Origin of the sequence: Acidicapsa acidisoli (assembly GCF_025685625.1) — a bacterium.
Lineage (GTDB): Bacteria > Acidobacteriota > Terriglobia > Terriglobales > Acidobacteriaceae > Acidicapsa > Acidicapsa acidisoli.
On sequence record NZ_JAGSYI010000002.1, the window covers coordinates 1,558,915 to 1,574,160 of the forward strand.

Consider the following 15,246-nt stretch of genomic DNA (forward strand, 5'->3'; position numbering starts at 1 on the left):
ATCAGTAAATGTATTTCAGTGCGAACTGAATAATGCGCGGGTGTGGCCCGCCTTGTTCACCCGTGATCTCGCCGAAGGAAGAACTCGCGGTTGGATTCAGCAGTGTGGGATCGCTGTAGCCCAGACTGGTGTTCGGATTGCCGAACTGCGGCGTATTCGTGAGGTTGAAGAACTCCGCCCTGAACCGGAAGCTCTTGTTCTCCGTCACTGGAATGATTCGTTCGACCGCCATGTCAAGGTTGTGTTGCCCAGGACCTCTCACAAGTCCAACACTGCTGTTGCCGAAGTTTTGATCTGCCAGGCTTGTCCCGTCTGGAGCTTCAGGTGCACGTGTGAAGGCGTTCGAGTCCAGGTAACGTCCACTTCCAACCACACGCGAGAACAGCGACCCATGCGTCGAAGGATTGCTCCCTGTGGCCTGAGCCCGGTTGTTAAAGTTTCCATAAACCGAGCCGGCGTTTCCGTCAAAGATACTGAGTGCAGCGCCCGATTGAATCAGACCGATGCCAGAGAATTCCCAATGCGAAAGGAGATAGCGCGGCAGCGACGGGGTCGATGCGAACCTCGGCACGACCCAGGTGAAGTTGACCACTGCTCGCTGGTCGCGATCGTCGCCTGCCAAACCATACGACGATTGCCGCAGATGGTGCTGATCGTTGGTCGGAAGCTGGGTCTCGAAGGTATCGTTCCCTCCTTCACCATTTAGCTCGTCCAGGTTCTTCGACCACACATAGGTTCCTTGGAGTTGGAATCCATGCGCCATCCGTTTCGTGATGCTGGTTTGCAGTGAATTGTAGTTGCCGATGAAGACCGATTCTGCGAAGAGCGATCCCTGAGGCACACCCTGGAAGGGCTGTCGCGCAGCGACATTGTTCACCGAGTTCGTCGTCTCCCCATTGATTGGATTTTGCGGACTCGCAAGCAGCGACTGGTTGAACTCGATCTGTCCCGGCCGATGCACCGACCACGTCCCCACATATCCCACCTCCAACAGGTAGTCGTGTCCAGGCGCATACTGCACGTTCAGGTTGTACTCTTCGGTTTTCCCATCCTTGATGTTCGGATCGGCTCCCTGTGTGAACGGAAGAGGTGAGGCGGAGCTTCGCGCCACGAAGATCGGATAACTGGAAGTAGGCAGCACAAGAGGATCGTAAGGACTCTGCAAGGTAGCGGCACCATTGGCAGCTCCCTGTACGATATTTCCTGTCGAATACGGCGGCTGAGATAATCCGGACTCCACAATGCCGGTCGAGTGCTGATCGAAGTAAATTCCATAACCTCCTCTCAATACCAGAACCGGCTTTTCCGTCATCTGCCACACAAATCCCAGTCGCGGCGAAACATCTCCATGCGGGGTCTTCCACAGTCCCGCAAAAGAATTCTGCACTACGCCAGTCGGTATCTTGCTCTGAAAATTCGAGGGCACGGTAAACCCGCTGAATGTTCCCGTGGCAGGAACCGGTCCCTGCACAGCGATGTTCGCGTCGAAGTTCGCCAACCGGCCACCGGTTTCCGTCGGTGCTCCAAAAACCTCATATCGAAGACCGGCATTTATAGTAAGCCGCCGCGTCAGCTTGATATCGTCCTGTGCAAAGCCCGCGAAGTCCGTGAATCGGACGTTCCGACGGAAAATACCCCCTCCCGACTGTGTTGTCCCAACATTGCTGAATCCAAATGGGCTGCCGTTCTGCGCCGCGCTCTGTCCCAGGAGAAAATCATCGAAACTCGGGATTTGCAGCAATCCGTCCGTCTCGTTGGGTGAATTTACGTCTACTTCGTGACGCCTGAACTCCGCTCCGAATCGCATGTTGTGACGACCCGTGGTGCGAGCGATCGTATCCTGATAGATGAACGAGTTTGTCACCTGCCACTCCGACGGGGTGCCCGCGTCGCCGATCGTAAGACCTGCGACCATCAGTCCGGGACCGTTCAACGCAGGCCCCATCGCGCCCGTCGGAGTGCCTATTCCGATCGACTGGGCGGTGAGAGGACTCTGTACCCTCGACAGTCCATCAAACCTGGTGTAGCCAAACCGCGCGATGTTCAGCAGATTCGAGTTGAAGACGTGGGTATCCGCCAGCACGAACATGGTGTTACGGCTCAGATCATTTGTGGGCCAGCCTGGAACATTCGCTGCTCCGTTGGGCGAGAACGCCAGAGTCTCTGGAGCACGCGCATAAAAGAACCGTCCCGCCAGAGTGTTCTTATCGGTAAGTATTTGGTCGATGTCGACCGTGAATTGATCCTCCCGGTAATGTGCCGGAATCGCATATGTCGAGGCCCCTAAAGGCAATTGATCCGAAGCGTCCGAGCCGCTGTTCGGCACTGCAACCTGCGGACTTGGCACTGCAAGATTTCCGTTTGGGAGCTTCGCATTCAGAATTGCCAAAGCTACGGGGTTGATGTTCGACCCGTCGCAGGCAACCTGCGTCCCGCCGGCCACCGTCAGGTAGCCCGATGCCGGCTGCCCCTTACTGTCCAGATGTCCCGCGGGGCAGAACTGCGCTCCAAGTCCCGCTGCGGACCGGTCAGAGGTGAGCAATGGATAAACATCGTTCTGTTCATCGCCCAACCCATTCACTTCGGTCGATCCCTGGTATGCCCCAAAAAAGAACGTCCGATCCCGAATGATCGGGCCGCCAGTCGATGCGCCAAACTGGTTCTGCTTCAGATCTGCCCGCGGCTGGCCATCCAGCTTCGAGAAAAAGTCATTAGCGTTGAAGATATTGTTACGCACAAACTCCCATGCGCTGCCGTGAAACTCGTTCGTTCCGCTCTTGCTGACGAGATCAACGTTCGCTCCCGACCCACGTCCATATGCCGCGTCGAAATTGGCCGTTTGCACACGGAATTCCTGGATCGTATCGGGAGCCGGAATGGCAGTGCCAACGATCGAGCTTTCTGCGTTCGAAGCCGAGTTTTCGTATAGGTTATTGGCGTCGATGCCGTTGAACTGAAGATTGTTGTTGGTCGCTGTCGCTCCGTTGGAAGCAACATTCAGCGTCCCGTTTCCCAGTGCGGTCGCGACCGGGAGATCGACCACGACACCCGGCGCAAGTCCGAGGATTTGCGTGTAGTTGCGACTTGATAGCGGCAACGCCTCGATCGCAACTCTGTCTACCAGACCTCCAATCGTAGAGCTTTCCAGGTCGGCCACCTCGGCGTCTCCGCTTGCCACTTGCACACTCGCGCTGGCCGTTGGAAGAGCCAGAGTCAAATTCAATGAGGCAGTCTCGCTCACGGTCACTTCGATCAACCGCGATGTCTTTTCGGCGAACCCAGGCGCCTTGACCGTGGCCGTATACGTTCCCGGCGGCAGAAGGGGCAGACGAAACAGACCCTCCGACGTCGTCCTTACGGTTCGGGAAAGATGGGTCGCATCATTCACCGCAAGCACCTCCGCATCGGCAATCACTCGACCAGAAGGGTCATACACCACACCGGAGATGGCGCCAGTCCCTGGAGTTTGTCCAAAGGACGTGCCCGTCAAAACGAGCAGAAGCATCATTGATCCAGCAAGTAATCTCCGCATCCAACCCGCGGTCATAGAATTGTCACTCAATTGACTCTCTTTCATGGCTTCTTGTTCCATTGAGGCTGAGTATGAGGAGTTCGTCGCCGCGACTTGTTATCGAATTGTCACTTTTTTGCATCAATCTTTGCTGACGGCCAGAACGTGACGACACGAATCGCAATTCGTCAGGTTCCTCTCAAGGGCGGTTCCGTGACAGAATGACGATCTCTACGGAAGTTGTTGATACCTGAGATTCCCCTCGGAACGTTGAAGTCGGAGGCGCCTCTAAGGAGAAGATCCGTTCTGCGGATCGGCAAACAATCTGGGCGCGGCAAACACTCCTGCACCGAGACCGAATGCCCTCTGAATGAAGATGCGACGATCGCTGATGACATTCCTTGTTTTGAAAATGGATCAGCGGACAGCGGAGCAACGCCTGAAAACACGCACCAAGCCATGCACTGATTCGAGGAGGGATGGACGGAACCGGATACTGAGGGAGGAGCTTGGACGCTGAAAGAGCAGTCTATTGTCGCTAGTTCGACCGAGCGGCATCCGCATCCGCTTGTTCGAGGGCTTAGGCGACCCACGGGACTTCACTGAGATTTTTGTCCTGGACGCCGCTGACTTCCTACACTCCGGCCGGGTGTTCCTGTATCTCCTGCTTTACTCCGATAGGATGCTCTTTCTCAAAGACCACTCATACAGGACAGGCAGAAGCAGCAGCGTCAACAAGGTTGATGTGAAGATACCGCCGATCACCACGGTAGCAAGTGGTCGCTGAACCTCAGCGCCGGTGGATGTCGAGAGCGCCATCGGGATGAAACCGAAGCTCGCAACGCAGGCTGTCATTAGCACTGGGCGAAGCCTGCGTCGTGCCCCAGCTAACACAGCATCGTAAGTTGTCCGGCCAGCTTCACGCGCCTGATTGATCGAGCTGACCAGCACAACTCCATTCAACATGGCTACTCCGAACAAAGCGATGAAGCCGACGGATGCTGAGAGGTTCAGGTTCATGCCGCGCAGCCAGAGCGCCGTAATACCGCCAACCAGAGCGAATGGGATATTGCCGACTACCAGCAACGCCTGCGCGAAGGATTTGAATGTGCAGTAGAGCAAAATATAGATAAGAAGAATAACAATCGGAATGATGATCATCAATCGCCGGGTTGCGCGTTGCTGATTCTCGAACTGTCCACCATATTCGATGGAGTAACCCGCGGGCAGCTTCACCTGACGTGAAACGTTCGCCTGCACCTCTTTAACGAAGCTGCCAAGATCGCGCCCGCGCACGTTAGACATGACGACCATCCGGCGTTGCCCTTCTTCACGATCGATCTCGATGGCTGCGCGTACCACTCGCACCTGTGCCACTTGATCAAGTTTGACCTGCGCGCCTCCAGGTGCTAGCAAGGTGATCTCCTGCATAGACTGGGGATTGACCCGGTACGACTCCGGCAGACGCATAGCAATGTCGTATCGCTTCTGCCCTTCGATGAGCTGCGAAATGACGGCCCCGGAAGCGCCGGCTTCGACCGCCTGCTCTACGTCGGTAACATCCAGGCCATAGCGAGCGAGGGCACCACGGTCTACGCGGATGGTGAGTTCGGGGACGCCTGACGTAAGTTGAATTTGCGCATCGGCAGCCCCGCGCACGCTGGACACGGCGCGGAGAATTTGCACTGAAAGCGAATCGAGTGTATCCAAATCATCTCCGAAGACTTTAATGGCAAGGTCCGCCTTGACTCCCGAGACTGTCTCATCGACGCGCATCGCCATCGGTTGGGTGAAGTCGTAGGCAAGGCCCGAAACCTTTGCAAGTTCCTTGTCGATTGCGTCGATTAGCTCTTCTTTGCTGTGGAAGCGATGCCATTCACTCATCGGGCGCAACAGAAGGTAAGTATCGCCTTCGTTGATGCCCATTGCTTCAGTTGCAAAATCCGGGCGACCGATCTTGATGACCACATCGGCGATCTCAGGAAATGCACGCAGCTTCTGTTCGATATGCTTGCTGATTTCTACTGAATCCGTCAGAGAGATGCCAGGCAACTTGCGCGTTTCAATCAGGATCGAGCCTTCATCAAGTCGCGGCATGAACTCCGTCCCGATGACGGTGAGCGACCACAGAGCCGCAACGAGAATCAGGACTGCAACGGCCACGGTGGCCTTGCGGTGTCGGATGACAGTAGCGAGCAGACACTGGTACCGGTCAGCAAGCCGCTCCAGCCACCCGGTGGAAATTCGTGTGCTCCTGGCAGGCAGACCTTTGCCGAAGGCAAACGTGGTAAATACCGGGATAGCTATGAGCGCCAAAAGCAGCGCTCCGAAGAGCGCAGAGCAGACCGTAAAGGCCATTGGCCGGAACATGCGGCCTTCGAGGCCTTCAAGGAAGAAAATGGGGACATAGACTGCAATGATGATGATGACGCCGAAGGCCATTGGCCGGGCTACATCATGGGCAGCCTCACGAACAGCCGCAAGTCCGGATTCACCCTTCCGGCGCTCTTCCAAACGACGGATGGAGTTTTCCATCATGACCACAGCACCATCCACGATCATTCCGAAGTCAATTGCTCCGAGGCTCATGAGATTGGCGCTGAAACCGAAGAGGCGCATGTTGATGAAACTGACCAACATTGCCAAAGGGATGATGGATGCCGTAATCAATGCTGCGCGCACATTGCCGAGGAAGAGGAAAAGTACGACCGTAACAAGAATGAAGCCCTCGAAAAGGTTTTTCTTGACGGTCTGAATGGTGCCGTCGATTACGCTTGACTGGTCATAGAAAGGAACGATCTTGACTCCTGCTGGAAGGTGTATGTTTTTGATCTTTTCCTTGACAGCGGCGATGACTCGCTTGCCATTCTCACCCTTGAGCATGATGACCATGCCGGAGATTGTTTCTCCGTTGCGCAGCACCGCTCCAAGACGCGGCGCCGGACCGATACCCACCTTTGCGACATCGCTCAGCAGGACCGGAACGCCACGACTCGATAGCAGGACGATGTTGCCGATGTCCTCGACGTTCTGTGCACGACCTTCACCGCGCAGAGTATATTGCTCATCGTTGTGCTCGATATAGCCGCCGCCAAAGTTTGTGTTGTTCTCGTTAACCCGCTGCGCGACATCGTGGAGCGTCAAACCATACTGCGTCAGTAAAGCTGGATCGACAGTGATCTGGTACTGCTTGACTTCGCCACCCCAGTTGTTGATCTCGCTCACACCCGGCACAGTGCGAAGCTGACGCTTGATCTGCCATTCCTGCAGGTCCTTGAGTTCCATCGGAGTCAGGGGACCGCTGAGGGTATATTGGTAAAGTTCCCCAAATGCGGTTGCTGGCAAACCCAACTGCGGCTGAATCCCTTTCGGCAACTGATCTGTCACCTGCTGCAGCCGCTCGTTCACCATCTGCCGCGCGAAGTACATCGATACGGAATCATCGAAGACTACGGTAATGATGGAGAGACCGAGTTTCGACAGAGAGTGGACCTCCTGCTGTTTCGGCATCCCCATCATGGCCTGTTCGATGGGATAGGTAACGAGTTGCTCAACCTCGGTTGGCGGCATGGACGGAGCGTCAGTCACAACTGTCACCTGATTGTTCGTGAGGTCGGGGAACGCCTCGACAGGCATGGTATAGAGCGCGTATCCGCCCGCCGCAACCAGAGCGACAATCAGCATCAGCACGATCCAGCGAGCGGAGAGTGCAGCATCAATGATGCGATTTAACATGCCTAGTCTCCAATCGAGGATTTGAGGAGCTGCGATTTGGCGATGAAGCTGCCGTGAGTGACGACCCGCTCGCCTGGCTTCAATCCCTGGAGGATGCGGACGTTGCCGCGCACGTTTTCGCCTGTCTGTACGGCCCGCACCTGGAATCGATCCGCCGCCAGGCGAACAAAGTCGACATCCTGGCCGTTGACCTGTTGAATCGCCTCCTGCGGCACAAGGATAGTGGGGATGCCGGCCCCTGTGTCGAACTCCGCGCTTGCCAGCATCTCAGGGCGAAGGCGATTGTCGGTGTGCCCGATCTCGATGCGTACCTCGGACTGGATCGAACTCCTGACCAAGGTTTGTAATCCTCCCCGGGTAGGCCGCATCCGGCGCGTCCGGCAGTGTGATGGTGGCGGTCTGCCCGACACGCAACTTGGACAACGTCGCCGCATCGACTGAGGCCAGCATCCACAATCGACTGAGATCACCGATCACAAAGGCGTCCGTGGAAGTAGAGATGGTTGAGCCGGGTGTAACGTTCTTTGCAATATCCGTCCACTTGCGGGGGCTTTGATGGGGATCAAATCGGCGTCGTCCGAATCGCTGGCTGTCGTATCTGCTTTGATCCCGAGAATCTCTTCGATGTGAGCCTGTTCCCGATGTACATTGTTGTCGGACTCGCGGGTCGCACTCTGGGCGTTCACCAGCTCCTGTTTCGCGATCTAGACTTGTGAGACCGATTCAGCTTTGAGAGCGTAGAGCCGTTGACTGCGTTCGTAGTTCTTCTCGGCCAGTGCTTCGGCAGACTGCAGGCGCGTGCGTTCGGCCACGGCATTGGCGTAAGCTGCGCGGGTCTCATGCACATCGTGGCTGTGCATACGGGCGAGCACCTGGCCCTTTTCGACGAAGTCGCCAAGATTGAAGTTGACCTTCTCCACTCGGCCTTCAGCGAGGACGCCCACGCGCCAGATCGCGTTGTCCGGCAGAGCGATATGCCCTTTGGCCCGCCGGCTCACGACGGTGGTGCCCAGTTCGACTGGCGCGGCTTCAATCTTCTGTTCAGTCTGTGCTTGCGCCGATAGCGTCACCTCATCCGACGCGCCTTTGTCCTCGACTGTTGCCGTTGTTTCACTCTTTGTATCCTGTTGTGGACTATGGCATCCACAGAGCAGGCAATACGACATCGCACATATCCATGCGACTCCTCTTTTGATCTTCACTGATCCGCTCCTTCGGCATAGTTCAGTGCGGCAATGCTGAGATGAAAGCCTTCCAGGGCGCGTATGTAGCTGAGCTCCGCGTCCACACGTGCTCGTTCCGCATCGATCAATCGAAGCAGGTCGAGTCCCCCAGCCCGGTATGCGGCCCGGCTGATATCCGAGATTTCGATGGCCTGCTCTCGCAGAGGCTTAAACGTCTGAAGATACTGATCACGGCGCATCTCGTACTCTCGTTGCGCTAATTCGAGCTCGGCCGCCAGCCTGTTGTGCGCCGCTCGATAATCTTCTCGTGCGGCCTCCTCCTCCGCATGAGCCGCCTCGACAGCTCCCTGATTTCGATTGAAGAATGGAAGATCGAACTGAACTCCGGCCACCGGAGAATCGAAATTCGTGTCCCGCTTATAGCCGCCAGTGAAGAGCAGGTCAGGCCTGCCGTTTGCCTTTTGCAGCCGAGTCTTTGCTTCCGCCCCGGCAATCACTTGTTGGGCAAGTTGGCCTTCCACTCGAAGCGACGGAGCGTCTGTTCCGGATGGGAGTGATTTCGGTTCCTCCAGCGTTTCGAAGTCCTCTGAGAGCGCCCAGGAACTGTTCGGGGCGGCATTCATCTCCTGCGCCAGTATCAATAGCGCCTTTTCCGAGTCGAGCCTTGCATTGGCCGCCGCAGCGCAAATCTGCTCTCCTTGCAGGCGGACCCGCAACAGATCCACCTCCGATATCTTGCCCTCACGGAAGCGCGCCTCGTGATACTCGATCACATGCCGAAAGTAGTCCGCATCCTGGGCATACAAAGCAGCGAGTGATTGCGCAGCCTTTGATTTCCAGTAACTTTCGCGTACCGTCAGTTCGATCTGCCGCCGTTCAAGTTCAGCCTGCAGGCGGCTCTGCTCTATACTCTGCTGCGCGACGGCGATGCGGCCTCCGCGCTTACCGGAGGTCTCGAAAAGCTGCTCTCCTTCCCAATCGGTCTGGGAGTTCTCTCCGATGTTGAGGTGATCGGTAAAATCCTCTTTACGAAATAGAAAGCGGGGATTAGGAAGCAGGCTTGCTTGTGAGCGCAGCCGCTCCGACGCCGCAGTGCGATCGTTTGTCGCTCGCAGTTCTGGACGGTGTGAGAGCGCGTAGCTGACCGCATCCTGCACCGAGAGAACTGTCTGTCCATGACAGAAGCTAGCCCACGAGAGCATTCCTATAAATACACACGAGAGAGACCTTCTCATCGGTAGGAGTCCTGTTCTAAATTCGCGAAAGACCGCTGGACGTACTTGCGAATCGAGAAAGCGCCAACAGCAACTTCGCGAATATCTAGTTGAAATATCTTTTGACTACGGACATCAGTTCGTCCGCAGCTTCAATCTGTGAGGGGAGGGGTTTCTGCTCGGGGGAAAGGACATGGAAGCGCAAATGCCCCTCGATCAGTTCGGCCATCAAGCCGTTCAGAGCCCCGCGGCAGGATGCCACAAGTTGCAAGATTTCCTCGCACTCTCCCTCTGCCTCAAGAGCCCGCTCAATGGCTTCGGCTTGTCCCTTAATCCGACGAATGCGGGACAAGAGTTTTTTCTTATCTTTCGAAGTGTGTGACAATGAGCACCTCTCATGCAAATAATATACTCCCTTATAGTATATAAAAATCAAACCCTAAATGAAGTTTGGCGCTGACAGTGATGAAGATGAGCACAACAGAGTCTGTATCCTGAGTTCCAGCTACGCTATGTTCTGCCGTCCTCCCTTCATTCCATTGGCTCACCTGCGCGATGTTGGGACAGCTGGATTCAGGGCCAATCGAGAAGAGCTTCGCGTACTGCGTTAGTGTCTGGCGTAGAACTGGGCAGTAGCAACCGGAAGATCGTGATCTTGCCTTCTCCGACAAACAGATGACAAAAGTTTTACTTTCAGCTGACACCCGCTTCGATTGATAAGGTTAGGGTGTTTGGCCAAGGAGGCTCCTGTATGGATATGTGGAGCAATATGAGAACCGCAGTCAATCGGCGTTCGTTCATGAAGAACGGACTGTCCGCAGCCGGCATCGGACTCCTGGCCAATAGCTCATCTGTTTTTGCAGACGATGATGATCATGAAGAACACGATCGCCGCCTCACTCGCGGAGATGCAGCTCTGCTTCGGTTCGCGGCAGCAGCGGAAATTCTGGAGACGGACTTCTGGGTGCAATATAACGAACTGGCTGGTATTCAAGACAGCGAAGAGCCAAGTGGGAGCGGGAATGCAGCCTTCACCGCTGCTCTCTCGGTGCTGGACTCCGACATGGCCCAGTACGTACACGACAATACCGACGACGAATTCACCCACCAGAACTTTCTCAACGCGTATTTGGCTTCCAAGGGAGCAGAAACAATCGATCTTGAACGGTTTCGCACTCTACCGGGTAGCACAGCGACGGGGTCCAGCGGAAAACTACGAATTACAAACCTGATGCAGCTCACCCTCGATACCAGCTGGTGGACTCGCTACCGCAGCAGTACGAATAATCCTGACCTCGATCCCAACTTCACATTCCCGCAGGCGATCCCAACCCTTGCGAAAGGACAGCATACGGCAATACCTCGGACCGATGCCGACACCGCAGATCCAAACTTCCTCCAGGCCATCGCAAATACTGCGGGTTTTCACTTCCCAACAATCGAACAAGGCGGCAACAGCCTCTATCCCGCAATGGCGCAGAGAGCCACTAGCGTTGAGGTCTTGCGAATTCTGATCAGCATTGGCCCCACCGAAACCATGCATTTTCAGACCTGGTCGGACAAGGCGGGCAACGCGCCTCCCCTCACCGCAAAGGATCCAGTCACAGGGGTATCGGTGACTTTTCCAAATCTGAATGCTCCTCCGTTTGGTGGCGAGACTTTCCAGACAAACCTGATCATGCCGGAGCCATGCCCATTCCTGAGCCGCAAGCTCCCGCCATGCTCGATCATCCGTCCCACAGAAACAAGGGGGATTGCCGGGAACGTAGTCAGCTTCCTTACGGCAATGGGGCTCTTCGTCGGTCAACCGCCAGCGTTTTTCAGGTTATTGCACGATCTGGCGGCGGACGCGGACGCGGCCAGACGGGAACGATAAGCCTGCGTTGCCCATCAAACTTCAGTGACGAAAGCGCCAGCAAGTAACTCCGACGTGGGATGCGTCCGTATCGCATAGAACCACGTCTTTCAGATGGCACGCCCTCAGGCCACATCGGTATTTTGTGGCCGGGGCGTGCTCAACACACTGTGCGAGCACGCAAAGCCAGCTCCTATAATGAATCGCAGGTATTTGATTTATAAAATCCTATTCGGTGTTGCACAGGGCGACAATCAGCGACCGGCTCGAGCGTTGTCTATTTCGGCCTGCAGTTGGCGTGTAAAACCTCCTGACAAAGAACATCGTTATTGCTGCGGTCACAGCCAATTAGAGATATGACAAACCCATGACCTCCTTGTGACATCTTCTCGCGGCCAGAGCAGTACGGTGGGCTTGGGGTGGGTCCATAGCGGCTAACCTACTGCTGAAGACATGAGCTGGCGATGAGCGACAGCCAACGAGCGACAACCGTAGAGTATCGGGCCCCGCACCGGAGACGGCGGCGTAATGTAGAGAGAATTCTGGTCATCTATGACGATCCAGGATCACCGCAGACAGTGCGCAGGATCTTGGAGGGAGCTGGCTACGAAGTTAGTATCGCCGCCTTTGATCCAATCGCAATGGACGACCTCTGCGCCACTGAGCCAGAGCTTATCGTTCTCGATGTTTGTCTGCCAGGGAAGACGACTCAGAACCTCTGTCGTCAGATTAGGGAAAAATCCCAGCATGTTTCAATTCTCGTTTTGAGCGCTATCAGCGATGTTGAGGAAGTGGTTCTACTTCTGAAGATTGGGGCTGACGACTACATGACCAAGCCGTTTAGCGCGTTGGAGTTCCTGGCTCGAATACGAGCGGCTATGCGCCGTCACGGAAACTATTAACACTCTCGCTGAGTGACGGGGAAAGGGCTGGTGCGATGTGAAACGATCTTCATTCGGAGCGCACAAAACCGGAATGTGATCCGAAACGGCATTGTTGTGAAGTAGATTATTTGAGGGCAATTTCGGTTCATACCTTGCTTCCTGGAAGTTATCATTTATTCGAGACAGCCTGTCCTGCATCACGATCAGAGAATCATTACTACGCTGAATTGGAGGACTATGCTTTGCCTATTGAGATTCCATGGATGAATCGGATCTGCTACTACGTCGTCCTCTGCGGACTGCTCTGGGTTACGGCACCGATGGTGTTTATTGTCCACGCGAAGATGGCTGCTTCTATGCAGATGCCCGATACATACTTCGAGCAGCGGCAACCACTAGAGTTGCAGGAAGAAGCTTGGCCCAGGGAATTCCCGTGGCCTGGCCCGTTATCGCGCAAGCCCGGCCCGCTGTTCTCGTTGGCTGCGGGAGATCGTTCAAAGCAGAGCGCCCCTGGTGAATAGGCTGGGGTTGGCCACAAAGCCGAGTTCCACTCGCCGCCGGTTCTGGCTGGCGATGTCGGGCTTCGCCCTAGCACTGGTGTTGGCGCCGTTTTCCTACCGGATTGAAAGCCGGCTGGAGACGGCAGTCCATATCCAAGGCGGAGAAGCTGAAGCGGTCGACCGGAAACTAACCGAGGACTTTCGTTCACCGTACGCTCACCGCGTCGTCGTGGTGGTTCAAGGGCTTCCCGATCCAGACTCGGCGAAGGGGATAGAAGCGCTGGATTTCATGTCGAATGCACTTCGTGCTGAATCGGGGGTTTCGGGTGTTCTGTCAAGAATGGATTTGTCCGATCCGGTCTTTCTAGGAAAAGGCGGCGGAACTTTAATCATCGTCGGGCTCGATCCAGGCAATGGTTCGGTCGAAGCGCTGGTCCCTAAGCTGCGCGCGCAAACTCGCTGGATGGAGAATCAACTGCGGGGACGGTTCCCGGCGATCAAGCTGGAATTGACAGGTGAGACGCCGCTCAATTTCGATCTGCGAAAAGCGAGTGCCGACGACGTGAGCCATGCCGAAGTGAGGGCGTTGCCGGTGACTCTGGTTCTGCTTCTACTGGCGTTTGGAAGCCTGATCGCGGCGCTTCTTCCGTTGGGCGTAGGAGTGCTGGCTATCGCAATGACTATGGGCGCGGCCGCGTTTCTTTCCAGCAGAATGGACCTTTCGATTCTGGTCGAGAATCTGGCTACGATGCTCGGCCTGGGGTTGGGCATCGACTATGCGCTGCTGATGGTCAACCGATTCCGCGAGGCCTTGGCCGAAGGCCATGATGTGGAGAAAGCTGCCGATATCGCGGCAGGACAGGCGGGTCGCACCCTCGTTATTTCGGCTTCCACTGTCGCGATCGGATTCGCGGTCTTGTTGACGGTTCCAATCAGCGAGTTGCGCTCGATAGGGGCTGCGGGATTGCTGGTGGCCGGGATGAGCGTGATGTTATGTACATTCGTTCTGCCCTGGGTGCTGGGCTTGCTGGGCACGCGCGTCAATAGCTGGAGGCTGAATCTCTCATGGCGTCGGAAGGGCAGGCAAGGCGGCATCGTGAGTGGGCAAAATGCGGCCGAGCAAGGTAGGCATTCAGAATCGCTCTGGACACGTTGGGGAAGCCTGGTCACCGGCCGTCCGTGGACAGCGCTGCTGTTGTCCGGATTGCCCTTGCTTTTGCTCGCGTCCCAGGCTCGACGAATCTCTCCCGGGCTTCCGCCAGGTGATTGGCTCCCAGCGACTGCTGAGTCGGTGCAAGCATTTCACTCCCTGGAAGGTATGGAACGGGCTGGAATCGTAACGTCGCTTCGAGTGGTGCTGGAGTTGCCGCCGAACGCTCCCGTTCGCTCGCAAGCCGGCTGGTCGGCCCTGGGCCGGCTGACCGCGACTCTCGCGGCAGATGCGAGGGCGGCAGAAGTGATCTCACTTCAGACTTCGACAGGAATGTCGGAGAGCGCGGAATCGGTGGACTTTGTTACGGAAGACACACGCAGAAGTTTTCTGAGCAGCGACGGATTAGCAACTTTGATGGAAGTGCTGCCGGCGGCCGGAGTCACGTCCAGCGAACAGGTACGATGGGTACGCGAGCTTCGCTCCGCAGATGTGGCGAAGATTACTGGCGTGCCCGGCGCTGTGTTGCGCGTAGGTGGCATTGGCGGCCTCAATGCAGATTACGAAGATGTGGTTCGAAAGCGGCTACCGGCGGTGATTGAAGGAGTCGTAGGGGGCAGTTTTGTTGCTTTACTCTTGGGTCTGCGGTCTTTGTTCGCGGCGGCGAAGGCGGTTTTGTTGAATCTGCTGTCGGTGGGCGCGGCCTTCGGCGCTTTGGTGCTGGTCTTCCAGGATGGACACGGAAGCAAGCTATTCGGTGTCGAAGCCGCCACGGTCAGCGTGTTCCCGATGGTACCGATTCTCACTTTCGCCATCGTCTTTGGACTAAGCATGGACTACGAGGTATTCCTGGTTTCGCGCGTTCTCCAAGAGAGGCGGCGCGGACTGCCGGAGAGATCTGCCGTGATCGAAGGGTTGGCGAGCACGGCAGGGCTGATTACCAGCGCAGCCGCAATTATGATTGCGGTCTTCGCGGCGTTTACCATGGGGAGCTTTCTGGTCATCAAGATGCTTGGTTTCACGCTCGCTGTAGCGGTGTTTATTGACGCAACGGTGGTGCGAATGGTGGTGGGGCCGGCACTGCTCCAACTTGCCGGGGACTGGAACTGGTGGCCCTTTGGATTGCAGGGTTCTGCGGCTGCGCCGGTAGTGGAGCGCGACCGATGACGCACATTGATGAGCGTACAGCGGCCCCCCTCGCAATACCTCCTGA

The 15,246-nt window shown here is 56.2% G+C and carries 11 protein-coding genes; 4 read left to right on the plus strand and 7 right to left on the minus strand.

The genetic code is table 11. The annotated features are described in order from the left end of the window. Position 1 precedes the first annotated feature (1 nt). The 7 genes from OHL23_RS16310 to OHL23_RS16335 form a co-directional block, all read right to left on the minus strand. Positions 2–3,562: a TonB-dependent receptor gene (locus OHL23_RS16310; protein WP_263352972.1), complete on the minus strand. Its 3,561-nt coding sequence runs from the start codon at positions 3,560–3,562 to the stop codon at positions 2–4. A gap of 618 nt (positions 3,563–4,180) precedes the next feature. Further along, positions 4,181–7,246 (minus strand): efflux RND transporter permease subunit, encoded by a 3,066-nt coding sequence (locus OHL23_RS16315; protein ID WP_263352973.1) that lies wholly within the window; start codon positions 7,244–7,246, stop codon positions 4,181–4,183. 2 nt (positions 7,247–7,248) lie between these two features. After that, positions 7,249–7,584: an efflux RND transporter periplasmic adaptor subunit gene (locus OHL23_RS16320; protein WP_263352974.1), complete on the minus strand. Its 336-nt coding sequence runs from the start codon at positions 7,582–7,584 to the stop codon at positions 7,249–7,251. Then, a complete protein-coding gene (locus OHL23_RS28890) occupies positions 7,514–7,969 on the minus strand; it encodes an efflux RND transporter periplasmic adaptor subunit (RefSeq protein WP_396127376.1) in 456 nt (151 codons plus the stop codon). Before OHL23_RS28890 ends, OHL23_RS16320 begins: the two co-directional genes overlap by 71 nt. Continuing rightward, positions 7,951–8,448: an efflux RND transporter periplasmic adaptor subunit gene (locus tag OHL23_RS16325; protein WP_263352975.1), complete on the minus strand. Its 498-nt coding sequence runs from the start codon at positions 8,446–8,448 to the stop codon at positions 7,951–7,953. Before OHL23_RS16325 ends, OHL23_RS28890 begins: the two co-directional genes overlap by 19 nt. Then, on the minus strand, positions 8,445–9,632 hold the full coding sequence (locus OHL23_RS16330) for a TolC family protein (RefSeq protein ID WP_263352976.1): 1,188 nt from the start codon (positions 9,630–9,632) through the stop codon (positions 8,445–8,447). Before OHL23_RS16330 ends, OHL23_RS16325 begins: the two co-directional genes overlap by 4 nt. A 118-nt stretch (positions 9,633–9,750) precedes the next feature. Then, positions 9,751–10,080 carry a metal/formaldehyde-sensitive transcriptional repressor gene (locus OHL23_RS16335; protein WP_317891692.1) on the minus strand — a complete coding sequence of 110 codons (330 nt, stop codon included), beginning with the start codon at positions 10,078–10,080 and terminating at the stop codon, positions 9,751–9,753. 333 nt (positions 10,081–10,413) lie between these two features. Between OHL23_RS16335 and OHL23_RS16340 the strand changes: the two genes are divergently transcribed. The 4 genes from OHL23_RS16340 to OHL23_RS16355 all read left to right on the plus strand — a co-directional run bounded on the left by OHL23_RS16340 (position 10,414) and on the right by OHL23_RS16355 (position 15,200). Continuing rightward, a complete protein-coding gene (locus tag OHL23_RS16340; protein ID WP_263352978.1) occupies positions 10,414–11,520 on the plus strand; it encodes a ferritin-like domain-containing protein in 1,107 nt (368 codons plus the stop codon). Positions 11,521–11,963: 443 nt separating this feature from the next. Further along, complete coding sequence (locus tag OHL23_RS16345; RefSeq protein ID WP_263352979.1) at positions 11,964–12,401, plus strand: response regulator transcription factor; 438 nt, start codon at positions 11,964–11,966, stop codon at positions 12,399–12,401. 245 nt (positions 12,402–12,646) lie between these two features. Beyond that, a complete protein-coding gene (locus tag OHL23_RS16350) occupies positions 12,647–12,904 on the plus strand; it encodes a hypothetical protein (RefSeq protein WP_263352980.1) in 258 nt (85 codons plus the stop codon). Then, complete coding sequence (locus OHL23_RS16355; RefSeq protein WP_263352981.1) at positions 12,897–15,200, plus strand: MMPL family transporter; 2,304 nt, start codon at positions 12,897–12,899, stop codon at positions 15,198–15,200. Before OHL23_RS16350 ends, OHL23_RS16355 begins: the two co-directional genes overlap by 8 nt. The last annotated feature ends 46 nt before the right edge of the window (positions 15,201–15,246 follow it).